The organism is Bradyrhizobium sp. USDA 4461, from assembly GCF_054055655.1.
Genome location: NZ_JBSRXM010000001.1, coordinates 2,612,195 through 2,632,570, shown reverse-complemented (window position 1 = coordinate 2,632,570; position 20,376 = coordinate 2,612,195). Strand labels below are relative to the sequence as shown.

Sequence of the window (20,376 nt, the reverse complement as noted above, 5' to 3'; positions counted from 1 at the left end):
TTCGTTATGCAAACGTCTTGGCGAAGCCGTCGACCGCCGCCTTCAGCTTGGCGGCGCTGTCGTCGGACAGATCGCGGCTGTCGCGGATCGCGTTGAGGATGTCGACGTGCTTGCCGCGCAACAGCGACAGCAGGCCATCCTCGAACGCCTTCACCTTGTTGAGCGGCAGCGCATCGAGATAGCCGTTGGTGCCCGCCCAGATCACGCAGACCTGCTCTTCCATCTTCAGCGGCGAGAACTGCGGCTGCTTCAGGAGCTCGGTCAAGCGCGAACCGCGGTTGAGCAGGCGCTGGGTGGACGCGTCGAGGTCGGAGCCGAACTGCGCGAACGCCGCCATTTCACGATACTGCGCGAGCTCGCCCTTGATCTTGCCGGCGACCTTCTTGGTCGCCTTGGTCTGCGCCGACGAACCGACGCGCGACACCGACAGACCGACGTTCACCGCCGGGCGGATGCCCTGGAAGAACAGGTCGGTTTCCAGGAATATCTGACCGTCGGTGATCGAAATCACGTTGGTCGGGATGTAGGCCGACACGTCGTTGGCCTGGGTTTCGATGACCGGCAGCGCGGTCAGCGAGCCCAAACCGTGCTCCTTGTTGAGCTTGGCCGCGCGCTCGAGCAGGCGGGAATGCAGATAGAACACGTCGCCCGGATAGGCTTCGCGGCCCGGCGGGCGGCGCAGCAGCAGCGACATCTGGCGGTAGGCGACGGCCTGCTTGGACAGATCGTCATAGATGATCACGGCGTGCATGCCGTTGTCGCGGAAGTATTCGCCCATCGTGCAGCCGGTGAACGGCGCAATGTACTGCATCGGCGCCGGGTCGGACGCGGTCGCCGCAACGACGATCGAGTATTCCAGCGCGCCCTGCTCTTCGAGCACCTTGACGAACTGGGCAACGGTGGAGCGCTTCTGGCCGACCGCGACATAGACGCAGTACAGCTTCTGGCTCTCGTCCGGCTGGGCGTTGAGCGGCTTCTGGTTCAGGATGGTGTCGAGCGCGATCGCGGTCTTGCCGGTCTGACGGTCGCCGATGATCAGCTCGCGCTGGCCGCGGCCGATCGGGATCAGCGCATCGATCGCCTTCAGGCCGGTGGCCATCGGCTCGTTGACCGACTTGCGCGGAATGATGCCGGGCGCCTTGACGTCGACGCGCTTGCGTTCGGTGGCTTGGATCGGGCCCTTGCCGTCGATCGGATTGCCGAGCGCATCGACGACGCGGCCGAGCAGGCCCTTGCCGACCGGCGCGTCCACGATGGCGCGGGTGCGCTTGACGGTCTGGCCTTCCTTGATCTCGCGGTCGGCGCCGAAGATCACGACGCCGACGTTGTCGGTTTCGAGGTTGAGCGCCATGCCGCGCGTGCCGTTCTCGAACTCGACCATTTCACCGGCCTGGACGTTGTCGAGACCGTAGACGCGGGCGATACCGTCACCGACCGACAGCACCTGGCCAACTTCGGTGACCTCGGCTTCCTGGCCGAAATTCTTGATCTGGTCCTTGAGGATCGCAGAAATTTCTGCGGCGCGGATGTCCATCAGCCTGCCTCTTTCATCGCGTTCTTGATCGAATTGAGTTTGGTGCGAAGCGAACTATCCACCATCCGGCTGCCGAGCTTGACCACCAGGCCACCAATAATGGAGGGATCGACCTTCACGTTGAGCGCGACGTCCTTGCCCGTCACTGATTTCAGTGCGGTCTTCAGGGCGTCGAGATTCTTGTCACTGAGCTGCTCGGCGACGGTGACGTCCGCAGTCGCCTCGCCCTTGAACTTCGCCACCAGCGCGCGATAGGCGCGGATCACATCGGCAATTGCGAACAGCCGGCGGTTGGCGGTGAGCACCTTGAGGAATTTGGCCGACGTGCCGGCGATGCCAGCCTTGTCGAGCACCACGGTCAGCGCCTTCAGCTGGGCGTCCGCGGAAAACACCGGGCTGCGGACGAGGCGCTTCAGATCGGCGCTCTCGTTGAGCATGGCCTCGAATTTGTCGAGGTCGGCCCGGACTTGATCGACGGATTGCTCGTCGCGCGCCAACTCGAACAGGGCCGTTGCGTAACGACCGGACACTCCCGAAACGGACGGATCTTCAGCAGCCACGAGCTCGCTCTTTTTTGCTGTCAAATTCGCAAGGGAAAAACCGTCGCCACCAAAGCAGCGCCTAGCGATCCAAGCCCTTGGAATTCAAGCGGGACTTCGATTTTCGACCGGCACAGGACATGCCGGGACCGTTAAAATCGCGGCTTTGCTAACATAGCAATCGCGCAGGTGCAACATGACGGCATCGTGAGAGCCGCCTTGTCGCACGCGGTTTTCGGTGACCGCAGCCGACCGCAAATCGGGACGAATTCGGCCCGCGGAAAATCGACCCAGCGACGCCCGATTTACATCTCGCGAATTTGTTCCATCGAATTTTGCATGGGCCTAGGGCCGAGCGCGCAAGGAACCCGCGACAGCCGTGATTTCCATTTGGCGAATACTTACCGAAAACTTACCACTGCATCGATATTCAGTATTCGTAAGTATAACATCGGTTAAAAATTGATTAAAGCACAAGCTTAGGCAACTTCGATCGAGTACCCCAAGGCGGTAACAAGATATTTCAGCCGGAGACATTCGGGATTTACTGCCTAATTCGTGCCTCAATGCGAAACCAAACGGCCTAGGTCAACGAAGGGACGGGGGTTCCACTTGCCGCGTTAGCGGCAATACTGTCTGAGGGTCTTATCAATGCTGAATATCAAGAAAGCAGCGGGCAACGTCACCCGCTCGCGTACGGCGCTTGCGTTTGTAGCCGCAACTGTTCTGGTCGGGGGCAGCGTGACCGAGGCGTCCGCGAAGTCCCGGCACCACCATCATCGCCACCATCACCACCATGCCCGCGCCGAAGGCTCGTCCTGGCGCGACGCCAACGCATCGGTCCAGTCGTCCGGCGGCCACACGTTCTCGGGGATGGCCTCCTTCTACGGCAATGAATCGGGAAGCCGCACCGCTTCCGGCCAGCGCTTCAACCAGAACGCCATGACCGCGGCCCACCGCTCGCTGCCGTTCGGCACCAAGCTCCGCGTCACCCATGGCGGCCGCAGCGTCGTCGTCACCATCAACGATCGTGGCCCGTTCATCCGCGGCCGCGTGCTCGACCTCTCCACCGGCGCAGCCCGGGCCATCGGCCTGACCGGTGCCGGCGTCGGCCGCGTCACGGCCGAGGTCATCTAACGCTTTCAGTAAGCGTTGCGTTGCGTACCGGCCGCGAGGCCTGCCTCGCGCCAAAGGGCCTGCCGTCGCGAATGACGGCAGGCTTTTTTTCGTCATTCCGGGGCGCGCGAAGCGCGAGCCCGGAATCCATTTGTCACCAACGTTGCGGCCTGATGGATTCCGGGCTCGTCGCTTCGCGCCGCCCCGGAATGACGGCTGTGAGAACTACAAAAAGCTCTGTGGATCGACGTCGACCTCGAGCTTCAGATTGCCGGTGGTCTTCGGACCGGCCTCCAGCCATTCGCGCAGATATTGCGACAGGTCGACATTGCGCAGCGACTTCACCAGCAGGCGAAAGCGGTAGCGGCCCTTGATGACGGCAAGCGGCGCCTCGGCGGGGCCGAGCACCTGAATCCGTTCGTCGAGCGGCGCCACCGCGGCGAGCTTGCGGGCAAAGCCTTCCGCCGTCGGGCGGTCGCCGGCGGAGATGATCAGGCTGGCCAGCCGGCCGAACGGCGGATAGCCGGTGCGCTCGCGGATCTCGATCTCGCTGGCGTAGAACGCCTCGCGGTCGTTGGCGATCAGGGCCTTGATGACCGGATGCTCCGGCTGGTGGGTCTGCAGATAGCCGACGCCGCGGCCCTGCTCGCGGCCGGCGCGGCCGACCACCTGGTTCAAAAGCTGGAACGTCCGCTCGGCGGCGCGCGGATCGCCGTTGCTCAGGCCGAGATCGGCATCGATGACACCGACGAGGTTGAGCCGCGGGAAGTTGTGCCCCTTCGCCACCAGCTGGGTGCCGATGATGATATCGACGCGGCCCTCGGCGATCTCGTTGAGCTCGCTGCGCATGGTCTCGATCGAGGTGATCAGGTCGCTCGACAGCACCATGGTGCGGGCCTCGGGGAAGATGTGAGCTGCCTCCTCCTGCAAGCGTTCGACGCCGGGACCGACCGCGACCAGCGATTCCTCGGCCGCGCAATGCGGACAGATGTTCGGGCGCGGCATCGAGAAGCCGCAGTGATGGCAGACCAGCCGCTGGCGAAACCGATGGTCGACCAGCCAGGCGTCGCAGATCGTGCAGGCGAAGCGGTGGCCGCAGGCCCGGCACAGCGTCAGAGGCGCATAGCCGCGGCGGTTGAGGAACAGCAGCGCCTGCTCGCGGCGCTCGATCGCGTGACGAATCTGCTCGGCCAGAACCGGCGAGATGAAGCGGCCGCGCGGCGGCGGCGCGCGCCGCATGTCGATCGCCTCGATATGCGGCATGTGCTGGCCGCCGAACCGCGACGGCAGCGCCACGCGCTGGTAGCGCCCCTTGCGCGCATTGACCTCGCTCTCGACCGACGGCGTCGCCGACGCCAGCACGATCGGGATTTTGGCGATATGGGCGCGAACCACCGCCATGTCGCGCGCGTGATAATGCGCGCCGTCATCCTGCTTGTAGGCCTGGTCGTGCTCCTCATCAACGATGATGAGGCCGAGCTCGGCATAGGGCAGGAACAGCGCCGAGCGGGCGCCGACCACGACCGGCGCCTTGCCCTCCGAGATCGCGGCCCAGTTGCGCGCGCGGGTGCGCGGCGTCAGCTCGGAATGCCATTCCAGCGGCCGCACGCCGAAACGCTGCGCGAAGCGGTCGAGGAACTGGCCGGTCAGCGCGATTTCCGGCATCAGGATCAGGGTCTGCTTGCCGCGGCGGATATTCTCGGCGATCGCCTCGAAATAGACCTCGGTCTTGCCCGATCCGGTGACGCCGTCGAGCAGCGCGACATGAAAGCTGCCGCTCGCCGCAAGCGTCCGCAGCACGTCGACCGCGCTGCGTTGCTCGCGCGAGAAATCCGGCTGCGCATAGGAGGGATCCGGAACCGGCGGCGCGGCTGGCGGCGGGCATCGCCTCGACCGTCAGCGTGCCCTCATCGACCAGGCCGTCGATCACGCCGGAACTGACGCCGGCCTCCCGCGCCGCGTCCGACTTGCCGTGCAGCAAGCGGTCCGACAGCACCTCGATCAGGCGCCGCCGCGCCGGTGTCAGGCGCCGCGGCGGCTCGCCGACCAGTCGCACACCGAGGCGCATCCGCTCCGGCCCGAGATTGTCGCCCATCCGCAGCGTCATCCGCAGCACCATGCCGCGCGCCGATAGCGTGTAGGTGGAGACCCAGTCGACGAGCTGGCGCAGCTCCGCCTTCAGCGGCGGAACATCGAGCTTCTCGCTGACGTCCTTGAGCCGGTTGTGCAGCCGCGGATCGGGCCTGGCGTTCTCGGCCCAGACCACGGCTATGACCTCGCGCGGTCCGAGCGGAACCGAGATCACGTCGCCGGGCGCGAGCTCCATGCCGCGCGGCACGCGGTAGGAATAGGTCTGGTTCAGCGCGACAGGCACCAGCACGTCGACGACGCCTGTCGTCGATGCGGAGGCCAAGCTGGGGCGCGTGGTGTGATCCATGAAATCGGAGCTTTTGAATCCGGACTTTGCACCGGGCTAGCACCGTCGTGCGGTCTTAGCGATCGGTAAACGAAGGCAGTGCGATATAATCAGGAGATTCGTAGCGCCAATAGCCCCTAACAGATGGCCCGGACCGATCAGCCCATCGCACCGCTCGAGCTCGACTGCGCCGATCCATCGGTGACGCAGGAGATGATGCGATGGCTGTCGCATCTGCGCGCCGAGCGGCGGCTGTCGCCGAAGACGCTCGAGGCCTACGCCCGCGACGTCAGGCAATGCCTGGCCTTCCTGGCCGAGCACTGGGGCGCGCGCGTGACGCTTGCGGCATTTTCCGCGCTCGAGGCGAGCGACGTCCGCGCCTTCATGGCGATGCGCCGTGCCGACGAGATCGGCGGCCGATCGCTGATGCGGGCGCTGGCCGGCCTGCGCTCGTTCGGACGTTTCCTGGAGCGCGAAGGCAAGGGCAAGGTCGGCGCTCTCTCAGCGATCCGCGCGCCGAAGGTGGCGAAGAGCCTGCCGAAACCGATCCACATGGAAGCCGCGAAGCGCTTTGCCGACGCGGACGAGCGTGCCGGCGAGGAGCGCGAGACCTGGATCCTGGTGCGTGACGCCGCCGTGATGGCGCTGCTCTATGGCTCGGGCCTGCGCATCTCGGAGGCGCTGGGGCTGAAGCGCCGCGACGTGCCGAAGCCGGGCGAGGGCGACGTGCTGGTCGTGACCGGCAAGGGCAACAAGACCCGCATGGTGCCGGTGTTGCACAACGTGCTGCAACTGATCGCGGACTACGCGGCGATCTGCCCGCACCAGCTCAGCCCGACCGGGCCGATGTTCGTCGGTGCGCGCGGCGGCCCGTTGAGCCCGCGCATCATCCAGCTCACCATGGAGCGGCTGCGCGGAGCGCTCGGCCTGCCCGACAGCGCCACGCCGCATGCGCTGCGGCACTCCTTCGCCACCCATCTCTTGAGCCGCGGCGGCGATTTGCGTGCGATCCAGGAATTGCTCGGCCACGCATCGCTGTCGACCACGCAGATCTACACCGGCATCGACAGCGAGCGCCTGCTCGAAGTCTATCGCTCCGCGCACCCGCGAGGCTGATCGCATCGCTGTCAGCTCAAAGTCAGGCGCAGGCCTCGCCTGCCGATCCGCCGTTCATCTTGCGCCGTTCATCTTCGTTCATACGGCTGCCACATACCGCGCGGCCCTTGCCTTGTGCGCCGCATTCGGCAATCGTGGCGCGGTCTCATCCGGAGGGGAATCATGAGCGCACATGAAAGTATGGAGCACGCGGAGCATGCCGAGCATGCGTCGGGCGAGAACAGGAAGATCGCGCTCCTGATCGCCGTGATCGCGCTCTGCCTGGCGCTGTCCGAGACGCTCGGCAAGGGCGCCCAGACCGAATCGATCAGCAAGAATGTCGAGGCCTCCAACCTCTGGGCCTTCTTCCAGGCCAAGAGCATTCGCCGCACCGCGGTGCAGACCGCCGCCGAGCAGGGCAAGCTGAACCTCGCCACCACCACCGACGAGGCGGCCAAGGCCGCGCTGCAGAAGCAGATCGACGACTGGCAGAAGACCGCGGCGCGCTACCGCTCGGAGCCGGAGACCGGCGAGGGTTCGGAGCAACTCTCCGAGCGCGCCAAGCACGCCGAGCATGAGCGCGACGAGGCCACCGCGAAGTATCATCACTTCGAGCTTGCCTCCGCCGCCTTCCAGATCGCGATCGTGCTGGCATCCGCAACTATCATCACCGGCATCGCCGCGCTGGCCTGGGTATCCGGCCTGGTGACGCTCGCCGGCGTCCTGATGACCGTGCTCGGTCTATTCCAGCCGCACCTGCTGCCTTTGCATTGAGGCGGACGAATCCGCTCTGTAACCGTCATCCTGAGGAGCCGCGAAGCGGCGTCTCGAAGGATGAATCGGCCACCGGCCGGGCCGTTCATCCTTCGAGACGCGCGCAAAAGCGCGCTCCTCAGGATGACGGGATTGAGAGCTATGCTCAAAGCACCTTGCTGGTCTGGTGCACGCTTTTGCGGAAGCGTGCGATCAGGCGCAGCGTGCGTGCGGTCCAACCCTCGCCGTCGCCGGTGATCATCTCGCGGATGCGCCGCTTGACCGGCTCGACCAGCGCGGTGGCCTTGGCGCGCAGCGCCATCACGAAATTATAGAGCGCCTCGAACCAGGGCATCTCCAGCAGCTTCGACCGCGTCACGTCGAACAGGAAGGCCGTGACGCCGACGCCGACGATCTTGGCGAACAGGATCAGCGAGACCGCACTGAACCAGTATTGATTCGCCAAGAGCCAGAGCCCGACCAGCTTCAGCGGAAACAACGGGATCAGCGGCACGACGAAGACGATCAGCGTCATCGCCGGCGACAGCGAATCGACCCGGTCGGCGAGCCATTGCTTGAGCGCATGCAGCGGAATCCACGCCACCACGCGGGCCACGATCGGCTCGAGGTGATCCCACAGCCAGGCCTCGATCAGGAAAATGATCGCAAGCAGGACCCAGAACGGCTGAAGCAGGCGGCGCAACATCGCTATGATCTTGAAGCGCGATGAATCATCGCGCTTCAGCTCCTCGTTTGAGCATGATCCTCTCGGAAAACCGCTTCACACTTTTCCGGATCACGCTCCAGCCGGCTCGCGCCGGACGTTCGATCACATATGGATGGCGCGCTTGCCCACCGCAAGCGCAGCTTCCTTGATCGCCTCGGAGCGGGTCGGATGGGCGTGGCAGGTGCGCGCCAGATCTTCGGCCGAACCGCCGAATTCCATCAGAACGCAGGCTTCATGGATCATTTCGCCGGCCTCGATGCCGACAATGTGCACGCCGAGCACCCGGTCGGTCTTCGCATCTGCGAGAACCTTCACGAAGCCGTCGGTGGTCTGGTTGACCTTGGAGCGGCCGTTCGCGGTGAACGGGAATTTGCCGACGGTATAGGCGACGCCGGCCTGCTTGAGGTCTTCCTCGGTCTTGCCGACCGACGACACTTCCGGGGTGGTATACACAACACCTGGAATGACGTCGTAGTTCACATGGCCGGCCTGGCCCGCGATGATCTCGGCGCAGGCCACGCCCTCGTCTTCCGCCTTGTGCGCGAGCATCGGCCCGGCCACGACGTCGCCGATCGCGTAGATGCCCTTCACATTGGTCGAGAAGTGCTGATCGATCGCGACGCGGCCGCGATTGTCGAGCGCAACGCCGGCTTCCTTCAGCCCGAGACCCTCGGTGTACGGCACGCGGCCGATGCAGACCAGCACGACGTCGGCCTCGATGGTCTCCGCGGCACCGCCGGCGGCCGGCTCGACCTTGGCCTGCAACGTCTTGCCAGACGTGTCGACCGAGGTGACCTTGGCGCCGAGCTTGAACGCAAAGCCCTGCTTCTCAAGGATGCGCTGGAATTGCTTGGCCACTTCGCCGTCCATGCCGGGCAGGATGCGGTCGAGGAATTCCACCACGGTGACCTTGGCACCGAGACGGTGCCAGACCGAGCCAAGCTCGAGCCCGATCACGCCGGCGCCCACGATCAAGAGGCTGCCCGGCACCTTCTCCAGCGACAGCGCGCCGGTCGACGACACGATGCGCTTCTCGTCGATCTCGATGCCCTTCAGCCGCGCGATGTCCGAGCCGGTGGCGATCACGATGTTCTTGGTCTCGACGGTCTCGGCCTTGCCGTCGCCGGAGACCTCGACCTTGCCGGCACCGAGGATCTTGCCGGTGCCCTTGAGCACGTCGATCTTGTTCTTCTTCATCAGGAACTCGACGCCCTTGACGTTGCCGTCGATGCCCTGCTGCTTGAAGTTCATCATCGCCGGCAGATCGAGCTTCGGCGCCGGGACGCTGACGCCCATCTTGGCGAAGGAGTGCCCGGCTTCCTCGAACATCTCGGAGGCGTGCAGCAGCGCCTTCGAGGGCATGCAGCCGACGTTGAGGCAGGTGCCGCCCAGCGTCGCGTTCTTCTCGACGACGGCAACCTTCATGCCGAGCTGTGCCGCGCGGATCGCGCAGACATATCCGCCGGGTCCGGTGCCGATGACGACGAGATCGTAAGAAGCCATGATGGACGGTCCTGTAGCTAAACTCTGTGACAGTTACGCGGGCGCGATCTTGTTGGCAGACCGGCGCCCGCTCTTGAATGTGGCCTAGCGACCGCCCGACACGTCGAGGATCGCGCTGGTGACGTAGGACGCCTCGTCCGAGATCAGCCAGACGATGGCGTTGGCGATTTCGTCCGCGGTGCCGACGCGCTTCATCGGCACCAGATGGGCCAGCCGATGCGCGCGATCAGGCTCGCCGCCGGCTGCATGGATGTCGGTATCGATCAGACCGGGACGAATTCCGGCGACGCGGATGCCTTCATTGGCGACTTCGTAGCCGAGGCCGATCGTGAAGGAATCGATCGCGCCCTTGGAGGCGGCATAATCGACATAGGTGTTGGGCGCGCCGAGCTTGGCCGCGACCGAGGACAGGTTGACGATGACGCCGCCCTTGCCGCCATGTTTGGTCGACAGCCGCTTCACCGCCTCGCGCGCGCACAGGATGCTGCCGGTGACGTTCACCGCCATCATCTGCTGGATGCGCTCGGCCGACATCTCGTCGACGCGCACGCCGCTCTTGCCGACGATGCCGGCATTGTTGACCAGCGCACCGAGCGTGCCGAAGCCATCCGCAGCCTTGAACAGCGCCAGGATGTCCTGCTCGCTGCCGACGTCGCACTTCACCGCGATCGCCTTGCCGTTCTTCGCTTCGATCGCGGCGACAACCTCGTTGGCCGCGGCCTGGTTCGTGGCGTAGCCGACCACGACGCGATAGCCGCGCGCGGCGGCAGCAAGCGCGGTAGCGCGGCCGATGCCGCGGCTGCCGCCGGTGATGACAACGACCTTATCCGTCACATTGATCCCCGATCATGAGCACCCAACAAATCGCGACGCCCGAGCCGGTCGGGCGTCGCGCGCGAACGACCTCAGAGATCCAGCACCAGGCGGGCCGGATCTTCCAGGCTCTCCTTGACGCGCACCAGGAAGGTGACCGCTTCCTTGCCGTCGATCACGCGGTGATCGTAGGACAGCGCCAGATACATCATCGGGCGCACCTCGATCTTGCCGCCGACCACCATCGGCCGCTCCTGGATCTTGTGCATGCCGAGGATGCCGGACTGCGGCGCGTTGAGGATCGGCGTCGACATCAGCGAGCCGTAGATGCCGCCATTGGTGATGGTGAAGGTGCCGCCCTGCATCTCGTCGATCTTGAGCTGACCGTCGCGGGCGCGGCGGCCGAAGTCGGCGATCGACTTCTCGATCTCGGCGATCGACTTGTGGTCGCAGTCGCGCACGACAGGCACGACGAGGCCACGGTCGGTGCCGACAGCAACGCCGATGTGGTAGTAGTTCTTGTAGATCAGGTCGGAGCCGTCGATCTCGGCGTTGACGGCCGGAATGTCCTTCAGCCCCTGCACCACCGCCTTGGTGAAGAAGCCCATGAAGCCGAGCTTCGAGCCGTGCTTCTTCTCGAACGTGTCCTTGTAGAGCGCGCGCAGCTTCATCACCTCGGTCATGTCGACCTCGTTGAAGGTGGTCAGCATGGCGGCGGTGTTCTGCACGTCCTTGAGGCGGCGCGCGATGGTCTGGCGCAGCCGGGTCATCTTGACCCGCTCCTCGCGCGCGGCATCGTCGGCCGGCGAGGGCGCACGGACCTGCACGGCGGCCGCCGGCTGGTTGACCGGCGTTGGCGCCGAGGCGGCCTTCTCGATCGCAGCGAGCATGTCGCCCTTGGTGACGCGGCCGTCCTTGCCGGAGCCCGGAACGGTGGAGGCATCGACGCCGCTTTCGGCCGACAGCTTGCGCACCGACGGCGCCAGCGGCGCGTCCGCCGGCGGAGCCTTGGGCGCGGCAGGCGCCGCCGCGGGAGCGGCGGCAGCGGGCGCGGCGGCAGCGGGCGCGGCGGCCTTGGCGGGAGCGGCGGCAGCAGCAGCCGGCTTGGCGGCAACAGCGCCGTCATTGATCTGGCCGAGCAGCGCGCCCACGGCGACGGTCTCGCCATCCTTGGCGATGATCTCGCCGAGCGTGCCGGCGACCGGCGCAGGCACCTCGATGGTGACCTTGTCGGTCTCCAGCTCCACCAACGGCTCGTCCACTGCGACGGCCTCACCGGCCTTCTTGAACCAGCGGCCGATGGTGGCCTCGGTCACGGATTCGCCGAGCGTTGGAACGCGAATTTCAGTCATGGTCTTTTCCTCGATAACCTTGCGGTCGAAAAATTTATCCGGCCACCACCCGCCAAAGCGGACGACCCGGTCCTCCGTGACGACAGCACCTGTGCTGAATGACGCGGATACCGGATGCCCCGCCCCGGTGCGCACTTGCGCACAGGGCGGGGCATGGCTGCAGTGAAGATCGTTAGTTCAGTGCGTCGTCGAGCAGCGCCTTGAGCTGCGCCAGGTGTTTCGACATCAGACCGGTGGCGGTCGCTGCCGATGCCGGACGGCCGGCATAGCGCGGACGCTTGTTAGCTGCGTTGACCTGGTTCAGCACCCATTCCAGATAGGGCTCGATGAAGTGCCAGGAGCCCATGTTGCGGGGCTCTTCCTGGCACCAGACCATCTCCGCGTTCTTGAAGCGGCCGAACTCCTGCACCAGCGCCTTGAGCGGCACCGGGTAGAGCTGCTCGATGCGCATCAGATAGATGTCGTCGATGCCGCGCTTCTCGCGCTCCTCGTACAGGTCGTAATAGACCTTGCCGGAGCACAGCACGACGCGACGGATCTTGTCGTCCGGCACCAGCTTGATCTTCTCGTCCGGCAGCATCTGCGCGTCATCGTACAGGATGCGGTGGAACGTGGCGTTCTTGCCGAGTTCGTCGAGCCGCGACACCGCGCGTTTGTGGCGCAGCAGCGACTTCGGCGTCATCAGGATCAGCGGCTTGCGGATCTCGCGATGCAGCTGGCGCCGCAGCACGTGGAAGTAGTTCGCCGGCGTGGTCGGATTGACCACCTGCATATTGTCCTCGGCGCACATCTGCAGATAGCGCTCGAGGCGCGCGGAGGAATGCTCCGGTCCCTGCCCCTCATAGCCGTGCGGCAGCAGGCAGACGAGGCCCGACATGCGCAGCCATTTGCGTTCGCCGGAGGAGATGAACTGGTCGAACACCACCTGGGCGCCGTTGGCGAAGTCGCCGAACTGGGCTTCCCAGAGCGCCAGCGCATTCGGCTCGGCCAGCGAGTAGCCGTATTCGAAGCCGAGCACCGCCTCTTCCGACAGCAGCGAGTTGATGACCTCGTAATGGCCGGTGTCTTCGCCGCCGAGATGGTTGAACGGCGTGTAGCGGCTCTCGTCCTCCTGGTCGATCAGCACCGAATGGCGCTGCGAGAAGGTGCCGCGCTCGGAATCCTGGCCGGACAGCCGCACATGATGGCCTTCCTGCAGCAGCGTGCAGAACGCCAGCGCCTCGCCGGTCGCCCAGTCGATCCCGATCCCGCTGTCGATCGCCTTGGCGCGGTTGTCGAGGAAACGCTGGATGGTGCGGTGGACGCGGAAGCCGTCCGGCACCTTGGTGATCTTGCGGCCGATGTCCTTGAGTACGGCAACATCGACGCCGGTGACGCCGCGGCGGGCGTCTTCTTCCTGATCGGCCGACTTGAACCCGGCCCACTTGCCGTCGAGCCAGTCGGCCTTGTTCGGCTTGTAGCCCGAGCCGGCTTCGAGCTCGGCATCGAGCCGCGCGCGCCAGTCGGCCTTGGCCTTCTCGACCTCGCCGTCGGTCAACACGCCGTCAGCGACCAGCCGCTTGGCGTAGATTTCCAGCGTCGTCGGGTGCGCGGCGATCTTCTTGTACATCACCGGCTGGGTGAACGCGGGCTCGTCGCCCTCGTTGTGGCCGTGGCGCCGGTAGCAGAACATGTCGATCACGACCGGCTTGTGGAATTTCTGCCGGAACTCGATCGCGACCTTGGCCGCGAACACCACGGCCTCCGGATCGTCGCCGTTGACGTGGAAGATCGGCGCATCGATCATCTTCGCGACGTCGGACGGATAGGGCGACGAGCGCGAGTAGCGCGGATAGGTAGTGAAGCCGATCTGGTTGTTGACGATGAAGTGCAGCGAGCCGCCGGTGCGATAGCCCTTCAGGTCGGACAGGCTGAAGCACTCCGCCACCACGCCCTGGCCCGCGAACGCCGCGTCGCCATGCATCAAAAGCGGCAACACCGAGATGCGCATGTCCGGCGGATCGCCGTGCTGGTCCTGCTTGGCGCGCACCTTGCCCATCACGACCGGATCGACGATCTCGAGATGCGACGGATTTGCGGTCAGCGACAGATGGATGCTGTTGCCGTCGAACTCGCGGTCCGAGGAGGCGCCGAGGTGATACTTGACGTCGCCGGAGCCTTCGACCGAGTCCGGGTTGGCCGAGCCGCCCTTGAATTCATGGAACAGGGCGCGGTGCGGCTTGCCCATCACCTGGGTCAGCACGTTGAGGCGGCCGCGATGCGGCATGCCGACCACGATCTCCTTCACGCCGAGATTGCCGCCGCGCTTGATGATCTGCTCCAGCGCCGGGATCAGCGATTCGCCGCCGTCGAGGCCGAAGCGCTTGGTGCCGGTGAACTTGGTGTCGCAGAACTTCTCGAAGCCGTCGGCCTCGATCAGCTTGTTGAGGATCGCGCGGCGTCCCTCGGGCGTGAAGCTGATCTCCTTGTCCGGACCCTCGATGCGCTCCTGGATCCACGCCTTCTGCGCGGCATTGGAGATGTGCATGAACTCGACGCCGAGCGTCTGGCAGTAGGTGCGCTCGCAGATCTGCACGATCTCGCGCAGCGTGCCGTATTCGAGGCCGAGCACGTGATCGAGGAAGATCTTGCGGTCGAAGTCGGCTTCGGTGAAGCCGTAGGAGCGCGGATCGAGCTCCTCGCGATCGCGCGGCGCCTCGATGCCGAGCGGATCGAGCTTGGCGTGGAAATGGCCGCGCATGCGGTAGGCGCGGATCAGCATCAAGGCGCGAACCGAATCGCGGGTCGCCTGATGCACGTCGGCGTCGGAAAGCTCGGTGCCCTTGGCCTGCGCTTTCGCCGCAAGCTTGGTGCCGACCGCCTTCTCGACCTGGGCCCAGTTGCCGTCGAGCGCCGAGGTCAGCTCGTCGCGCGGCGTCACCGGCCAGTTGGCGCGGCCCCACGAGGCCCCCTCGGCGTTCTTCTGCACGTCGGCCGGGGCGTCCTTCAGGCTCTTGAAGAAATCCTGCCATTCGGCGTCGACCGAGGATGGGTCCTGCTCGTAACGGGCATAGAGGTCGTCGATGTAGGCGGCGTTGGTGCCCTGCAGGAATGAGGAGAGTGCAAAAGCGGCGTTCGCGTCTTGGCGAGACATGGGGCAGTCCTGGTGATTTTTTCGGTTCGCGCGTAGGAGACGGCGCTGATGCCGGTCTGGAAGTGCGCCGGCTGGATGGGATATCCTTTACCCTATCTAGGACGGATATTCCTGCCTAAAAGAACTAAGAAATGAATATATTTTCAATTCTTATCGAGCGGCCGCCGCGCCGTTAACATGCTCAAATAGATGTGGTTCCGGACGGAAATCCCGCCGGAACCATGTCGTGATCCAGGTAAGTTCCGCGTGGCGGCGGTTACTTCAGCATCTCGGCGAGCGTATGCCCGAGCCGCGCCGGCGACGGCGAAACCTTGATGCCGGCCGCTTCCATCGCCGCAGTCTTGGAACCGGCGTCGCCTTTGCCGCCCGAGATGATCGCGCCGGCATGGCCCATGCGGCGGCCGGGAGGTGCGGTGACACCGGCAATGAAGCCGACCATCGGCTTCTTGCGGCCGCGCTTGGCCTCGTCCTTGAGGAACTGGGCGGCATCCTCCTCGGCGGAACCGCCGATCTCGCCGATCATGACGATCGATTTGGTGTTCTCGTCGGCCAGGAACATTTCCAGCACGTCGATGAATTCGGTACCCTTGACCGGGTCGCCGCCGATGCCGACTGCGGTGGTCTGTCCGAGGCCTTCCTGGGTGGTCTGGAACACCGCCTCATAGGTCAGGGTGCCGGAGCGGGAGACGATGCCGACCGAGCCGGGCTTGAAGATGTTGGCCGGCATGATGCCGATCTTGCATTCGCCGGCGGTCATCACACCGGGGCAGTTCGGCCCGATCAGCCGCGACTTCGAGCCGGACAGCGAGCGCTTCACGCGCACCATGTCGAGCACCGGGATGCCCTCGGTGATGCAGACGATCAGCGGGATCTCGGCGTCGATCGCCTCGCAGATCGCGTCCGCCGCGCCGGGCGGCGGCACATAGACCACGCTGGCATCCGCGCCGGTCTTGGCGCGCGCCTCGGCGACGGTGTCGAACACCGGCAGATTGAGATGGGTCGAGCCGCCTTTGCCGGGCGCAACGCCGCCGACCATCTTGGTGCCGTAAGCGATCGCCGCTTCCGAATGGAACGTGCCGTTCTTGCCGGTGAAGCCCTGACAGATGACCTTGGTGTTCTTGTCGATCAGAATGGACATGGTTCGAGATGCTTTCGCGAGACAGCGGTGAAGGGTTTAGTGGATACGCCGGTACACGCCGGTGAGCACGTCGGCCCACCCTTCCGCGTCAGGCGAGAACTGGATCTTCATGGTGTAGGTGTTGTCGTCGACGACCTCGTAGACGTGACGGGCATTGCCGCGCAGCGAGCCGCGCACCAGGATCAGCGACTTGCCCGCCCAGCCGCCGGAGGCCGGCGACGGCGGGTAGTAGCCGAGCGAATCGTGCCAGAACAACCGGTAGGCGCGATCCTCGCGGTCGTAGGTGAAGACGCCGTGGGTGGCGAAGCTCTCCTTGCCGTCGCGGGTCTGCACGCTGTCCTGGATCAGGTAGAAGCCGTTGAGCGCGATGCGCGCAACGACATGCGAGGTGGCCGGACCGCCCGCGGTCCAGCGCGACGGATAGACCATCTCTTCGCCGTTCCACTCGCCCGCGAAGACCGCAAGCTTGCGGTGTTCATCCAGCGGCGTCGGGGCGTCGAGATGATCGGCCATCGTTAGCCTCCCTTGACGGCTTTCACGATCTTCTGCGCGGCGTCGTCGAGATTGTCGGCAGCCAGGACATTGAGACCGCTGTCGCGGATGATCTTCTTGCCGAGCTCGACATTGGTGCCTTCAAGACGCACCACCAGCGGCACCTTGAGGCCGACCTGCTTCACCGCGGCGACCACGCCCTCGGCGATCACGTCGCACTTCATGATGCCGCCGAAGATGTTGACCAGGATGCCCTTCACGTTCGGATCGGCGGTGATGATCTTGAAGGCGGCTGCGACCTTCTCGACGCTGGCGCCGCCGCCGACGTCGAGGAAGTTCGCCGGCTCCATGCCGTACAGCTTGATGATGTCCATCGTCGCCATGGCGAGGCCGGCGCCGTTGACCATGCAGCCGATCGTACCGTCGAGCGCGACGTAGTTGAGGTCGTATTTCGACGCCTCGATCTCCTTGGCGTCTTCCTCGGTCTCGTCGCGCAGCGCGACCACGTCCGGGTGGCGGTACAGCGCGTTGCTGTCGAACGACACCTTGGCGTCGAGCACGCGGAGCTGGCTCTGCTTGGTGACGACGAGCGGATTGATCTCGAGCATCGCCATATCCTTGGCGACGAAGGCATTATAGAGCTGGGCCGTCAGCTTCTCGGCCTGCTTGGCGAGATCGCCCTTCAGCTTCAGCGCCTCGGCGACGGTGCGGCCGTGGTGCGGCATGATCCCGGTGGCGGGATCGACCGAGAAGGAGATGATCTTTTCCGGGGTCGAATGCGCGACGTCCTCGATGTTGACGCCGCCTTCGGTCGACACCACGAAGGAGATTTCCGAGGTCTCGCGATTGACCAGGATCGAGAGGTAGAACTCCTTGTCGATGTCGGAGCCTTCCTCGATGTAGAGGCGGTTGACCTGCTTGCCGTGCGGGCCGGTCTGCACCGTGACCAGCGTCGCGCCCGAGCATCTGCTTGGCGAATTCGTCGACCTCGGCGACCGATTTGGCGATGCGGACGCCGCCCTTGTCGCCGGCGGATGCTTCCTTGAACTTGCCCTTGCCGCGGCCGCCGGCATGGATCTGGCTCTTCACCACCCAGATCGGGCCGGGGAGCTGCTTGGCCGCCGCGTCGGCGTCTTCCGGCTTCAGCACCGCGACGCCACGCGAGATCGGCACGCCGAATTCGTGCAGCAGTGCCTTGGCCTGGTATTCATGGATATTCATGGAAAGAGGCTCCCAAACCCTCGTGCGCCGAACTTCGCGTCAGACTTGACGCTGGCATACCATATACCAAAGCGCGCGCAACTACAAAATCCGCCGGAATTTCATCACCTTGCGCCCGACAGGCGATCGAAATCGCCTATCGGGCGATTGCCGAACGCGATTACTTGCCGAGCAGATCGGGCGCGATCTTCTTGCAGGCGTCGACCAGGCCCTGCACCGCGCCGACCGACTTGTCGAACGCTTCGCGGTCCTTGCCGGCAAGCTCGATCTCGACGACGCGCTCGACACCCTTGGAGCCGATCACGGTGGGCACGCCGACATACATGTCCTTCACGCCGTACTCGCCGTTGAGATAGGCGGCGCAGGGCAGCACGCGCTTCTTGTCCTTCAGATAGCTCTCGGCCATCGCGATCGCGGATGCGGCCGGCGCGTAGAAGGCCGAACCGGTCTTGAGCAGATTGACGATCTCGGCGCCGCCGTTGCGGGTGCGGTCGACGATCTCGTCGATGCGCGCCTGCGAGGTCCAGCCCATCTTGACGAGGTCGGGCAGCGGAATGCCGGCAACCGTCGAGTAGCGGGTCAGCGGCACCATGGTGTCGCCGTGGCCGCCGAGCACGAAGGCGGTGACGTCTTCGACCGAGACGTTGAATTCGTCGGCCAGGAAATAGCGGAAGCGCGCGGAGTCGAGCACGCCGGCCATGCCGACCACCTTCTTGTGCGGCAGGCCCGAGGCCTTCTGCAACGCCCAGACCATCGCGTCCAGCGGGTTGGTGATGCAGATGACGAAGGCGTCCGGCGCGTACTTCTTGATGCCGGCGCCGACCTGCTCCATGACCTTGAGGTTGATCGAGAGGAGATCGTCGCGGCTCATGCCGGGCTTGCGCGGCACGCCGGCGGTGACGATGCAGACCTTGGCGCCGTCGAGCGCTTCATAGGAATTGGCGCCGACCAGGTTGGAGTCGAAGCCGTCGACCGGCGACGACTGCGCGATGTCGAGTGCCTTGCCCTGCGGCACGCCCTCGGCGATATCGAACAGCACGACGTCTCCGAGCTCCTTGAGGCCGACGAGGTGCGCCAGCGTTCCGCCGATCTGTCCGGAGCCAATCAGTGCAATCTTGTCGCGTGCCATGGGAAATCAGTCCTTTGAACTGGTGCAGGAGGGAGGGAAGTCGGTTGCAAGGGTGGTTATCCCTTTCGAATGATCCATTCAAGTCGGCCTGCAAGTCGCGGGCCTGCCCCGATTGCGGACCCTGCCTGCAATTCGATCAGGCATGCCAGCAGCATCCTCCCGGAGACACGAAAAGTTGCTCCGAACCGGGCCACGCGCAAGAGCGAATTTCGAGCTGGATTTCAGGTCTCGACCAGCCCGGTCGTCGCGCCGCTTGCGGAAGAATCCTTCCGGCCGTGCGGCAGCGCCAAATAGGATTCCGAGCTCATTTCGATCAGGCGCGAGGCCGTGCGCTTGAACTCCATCGCCTCGACGCCGTCGTCGGCAAGGTACAGCGACACCGGATCGGCTGCCGCCGAGGCCATCAGCTTCACGGCATTGTCATAGAGCGTGTCGATCAGCGAGATGAAGCGCTTGGCGGCGTTGCGCTCGGCGTAGTCCATCACCGGAACGTGGTCGATCAGGATGGTGTGGTAGTCGTGCGCCAGCCTCAGATAGTCGGAGGCGGCAAGCGGCTTCTCGCAGATCTCGGCAAAGCTGAACCGCGCGACGCCGTGCGACGAGCACGGCACGTGCAGCACACGTCCCTTGATCGCGATGTCGCGCGCCTTGCACGGCGCATTGCCGGTCATCTTGCGCCAGGCCGCGTCGAGCTCGGCATCGGCGGCTTGATCCGCCGGCACCAGCCACATCTTGACGCCGAACAGTTTTTCCAGCCGGAAATCGGTGCGCGCATCGAGCCGCAGCACGTCCATATGGTCGGAGATCTGCGCGATGAACGGCAGGAACAGCGCGCGATTGAGGCCGCCCTTGTAGAGATCCTCAGGCGCGACGTTCGAGGTCGCGACCACGACGGTGCCGAGATCGAACAGCCTCGCGAACAGCCGCCCGAGGATCATCGCGTCCGCGATGTCGGTGACGTGGAATTCGTCGAAGCAGAGCAGCCAGGCCTCGTCGAAGATCGCCTGCGCGGTGAGCGCGATCACGTCGCCGTCTGCAATCTCGCCGCGCGCGATCTGCTGACGATAGCCGTAGATCCGCTCATGTGCCTCGGCCATGAATTCGTGGAAATGCGCGCGGCGCTTGTGCTCGACCGGGCTCTGCTGGAAGAACAGATCCATCAGCATGGTCTTGCCGCGGCCGACCTCGCCATGGACGTAGAGACCGCGCGGCGGCTTGTCGTCCTTGTCGCCGCCGAACAGCCGGCCGAACAGGCCCTGCTTGCGCTGCGGCTTGTAGCTCGCGAGCCGCTCCTCCAGCGCGCCGAACGCATCGGCAGCGCGGGCCTGCGCGGGATCAGCCTCGATCGCGCCGGAGGCGACCAGGGCTTTGTAGTGCTCGAGAAAGGAACTGGGCGAGGTGGACAGCATGGGCCC

At 65.0% G+C, this 20,376-nt stretch carries 14 protein-coding genes and 2 pseudogenes; 3 read left to right on the top strand and 13 right to left on the bottom strand.

What is annotated here, in order from left to right:
* Positions 1 to 4: 4 nt before the first annotated feature.
* A complete protein-coding gene (gene atpA, locus ACVINW_RS12305) occupies positions 5 to 1,534 on the bottom strand; it encodes a F0F1 ATP synthase subunit alpha (RefSeq protein WP_456751532.1) in 1,530 nt (509 codons plus the stop codon).
* Positions 1,534 to 2,094: a F0F1 ATP synthase subunit delta gene (locus ACVINW_RS12300; protein WP_456751531.1), complete on the bottom strand. Its 561-nt coding sequence runs from the start codon at positions 2,092 to 2,094 to the stop codon at positions 1,534 to 1,536. The genes atpA and ACVINW_RS12300 overlap by 1 nt, the downstream gene beginning before the upstream one ends.
* A gap of 630 nt (positions 2,095 to 2,724) precedes the next feature.
* On the opposite strand from ACVINW_RS12300, the gene ACVINW_RS12295 reads away from it, so the two are divergent.
* Positions 2,725 to 3,210 carry a septal ring lytic transglycosylase RlpA family protein gene (locus ACVINW_RS12295; RefSeq protein ID WP_456751530.1) on the top strand — a complete coding sequence of 162 codons (486 nt, stop codon included), beginning with the start codon at positions 2,725 to 2,727 and terminating at the stop codon, positions 3,208 to 3,210.
* A 204-nt stretch (positions 3,211 to 3,414) separates the two neighbouring features.
* On the opposite strand, the pseudogene ACVINW_RS12290 reads toward ACVINW_RS12295, so the two are convergent.
* A pseudogene (locus ACVINW_RS12290) lies at positions 3,415 to 5,626 on the bottom strand (primosomal protein N').
* 123 nt (positions 5,627 to 5,749) lie between these two features.
* Between ACVINW_RS12290 and ACVINW_RS12285 the strand changes: the two are divergent.
* Both ACVINW_RS12285 and ACVINW_RS12280 read left to right on the top strand, forming a co-directional pair.
* The gene (locus tag ACVINW_RS12285; RefSeq protein ID WP_456751529.1) at positions 5,750 to 6,721 is read left to right on the top strand and encodes a tyrosine recombinase XerC; all 972 of its coding nucleotides are present in this window, start codon (positions 5,750 to 5,752) and stop codon (positions 6,719 to 6,721) included.
* A 162-nt stretch (positions 6,722 to 6,883) separates the two neighbouring features.
* On the top strand, positions 6,884 to 7,474 hold the full coding sequence (locus ACVINW_RS12280; RefSeq protein ID WP_456751528.1) for a DUF4337 domain-containing protein: 591 nt from the start codon (positions 6,884 to 6,886) through the stop codon (positions 7,472 to 7,474).
* Positions 7,475 to 7,619: 145 nt separating this feature from the next.
* On the opposite strand, the gene ACVINW_RS12275 is transcribed toward ACVINW_RS12280, so the two are convergent.
* The 10 genes and pseudogenes from ACVINW_RS12275 to zapE form a co-directional block, all read right to left on the bottom strand.
* Positions 7,620 to 8,159, bottom strand: coding sequence for a hypothetical protein (locus ACVINW_RS12275; protein ID WP_456751527.1), 540 nt, complete (start codon positions 8,157 to 8,159; stop codon positions 7,620 to 7,622).
* A 123-nt stretch (positions 8,160 to 8,282) separates the two neighbouring features.
* A complete protein-coding gene (lpdA, locus tag ACVINW_RS12270) occupies positions 8,283 to 9,683 on the bottom strand; it encodes a dihydrolipoyl dehydrogenase (protein WP_456751526.1) in 1,401 nt (466 codons plus the stop codon).
* An 84-nt stretch (positions 9,684 to 9,767) separates the two neighbouring features.
* Positions 9,768 to 10,517 carry an SDR family oxidoreductase gene (locus ACVINW_RS12265; protein ID WP_456751525.1) on the bottom strand — a complete coding sequence of 250 codons (750 nt, stop codon included), beginning with the start codon at positions 10,515 to 10,517 and terminating at the stop codon, positions 9,768 to 9,770.
* Between the two features lie 71 nt (positions 10,518 to 10,588).
* Complete coding sequence (gene odhB / locus ACVINW_RS12260) at positions 10,589 to 11,848, bottom strand: 2-oxoglutarate dehydrogenase complex dihydrolipoyllysine-residue succinyltransferase (RefSeq protein ID WP_456751524.1); 1,260 nt, start codon at positions 11,846 to 11,848, stop codon at positions 10,589 to 10,591.
* A 172-nt stretch (positions 11,849 to 12,020) separates the two neighbouring features.
* Complete coding sequence (locus tag ACVINW_RS12255; protein WP_456751523.1) at positions 12,021 to 14,981, bottom strand: 2-oxoglutarate dehydrogenase E1 component; 2,961 nt, start codon at positions 14,979 to 14,981, stop codon at positions 12,021 to 12,023.
* Between the two features lie 256 nt (positions 14,982 to 15,237).
* A complete protein-coding gene (gene sucD, locus ACVINW_RS12250; RefSeq protein WP_456751522.1) occupies positions 15,238 to 16,119 on the bottom strand; it encodes a succinate--CoA ligase subunit alpha in 882 nt (293 codons plus the stop codon).
* 36 nt (positions 16,120 to 16,155) lie between these two features.
* Positions 16,156 to 16,632 carry a DUF1579 family protein gene (locus tag ACVINW_RS12245; RefSeq protein ID WP_456751521.1) on the bottom strand — a complete coding sequence of 159 codons (477 nt, stop codon included), beginning with the start codon at positions 16,630 to 16,632 and terminating at the stop codon, positions 16,156 to 16,158.
* A 2-nt stretch (positions 16,633 to 16,634) separates the two neighbouring features.
* Positions 16,635 to 17,832 (bottom strand): annotated as a pseudogene (sucC, locus tag ACVINW_RS12240) (ADP-forming succinate--CoA ligase subunit beta).
* A gap of 160 nt (positions 17,833 to 17,992) precedes the next feature.
* The gene (gene mdh, locus ACVINW_RS12235) at positions 17,993 to 18,961 is read right to left on the bottom strand and encodes a malate dehydrogenase (RefSeq protein WP_021078790.1); all 969 of its coding nucleotides are present in this window, start codon (positions 18,959 to 18,961) and stop codon (positions 17,993 to 17,995) included.
* 221 nt (positions 18,962 to 19,182) lie between these two features.
* Positions 19,183 to 20,370 carry a cell division protein ZapE gene (zapE, locus tag ACVINW_RS12230; RefSeq protein ID WP_456751520.1) on the bottom strand — a complete coding sequence of 396 codons (1,188 nt, stop codon included), beginning with the start codon at positions 20,368 to 20,370 and terminating at the stop codon, positions 19,183 to 19,185.
* Positions 20,371 to 20,376: the final 6 nt, after the last annotated feature.

Bases quoted from the DNA above. Each gene is read 5' to 3' on its own strand.
- atpA (WP_456751532.1), bottom strand. From the start codon at position 1,534: ATGGACATCCGCGCCGCAGAAATTTCTGCGATCCTCAAGGACCAGATC.
- odhB (WP_456751524.1), bottom strand. From the start codon at position 11,848: ATGACTGAAATTCGCGTTCCAACGCTCGGCGAATCCGTGACCGAGGCC.
- ACVINW_RS12285 (WP_456751529.1), top strand. From the start codon at position 5,750: ATGGCCCGGACCGATCAGCCCATCGCACCGCTCGAGCTCGACTGCGCC.
- lpdA (WP_456751526.1), bottom strand. From the start codon at position 9,683: ATGGCTTCTTACGATCTCGTCGTCATCGGCACCGGACCCGGCGGATAT.
- mdh (WP_021078790.1), bottom strand. From the start codon at position 18,961: ATGGCACGCGACAAGATTGCACTGATTGGCTCCGGACAGATCGGCGGA.
- zapE (WP_456751520.1), bottom strand. From the start codon at position 20,370: ATGCTGTCCACCTCGCCCAGTTCCTTTCTCGAGCACTACAAAGCCCTG.
- ACVINW_RS12255 (WP_456751523.1), bottom strand. From the start codon at position 14,981: ATGTCTCGCCAAGACGCGAACGCCGCTTTTGCACTCTCCTCATTCCTG.
- sucD (WP_456751522.1), bottom strand. From the start codon at position 16,119: ATGTCCATTCTGATCGACAAGAACACCAAGGTCATCTGTCAGGGCTTC.
- ACVINW_RS12245 (WP_456751521.1), bottom strand. From the start codon at position 16,632: ATGGCCGATCATCTCGACGCCCCGACGCCGCTGGATGAACACCGCAAG.
- ACVINW_RS12295 (WP_456751530.1), top strand. From the start codon at position 2,725: ATGCTGAATATCAAGAAAGCAGCGGGCAACGTCACCCGCTCGCGTACG.
- ACVINW_RS12280 (WP_456751528.1), top strand. From the start codon at position 6,884: ATGAGCGCACATGAAAGTATGGAGCACGCGGAGCATGCCGAGCATGCG.
- ACVINW_RS12275 (WP_456751527.1), bottom strand. From the start codon at position 8,159: ATGTTGCGCCGCCTGCTTCAGCCGTTCTGGGTCCTGCTTGCGATCATT.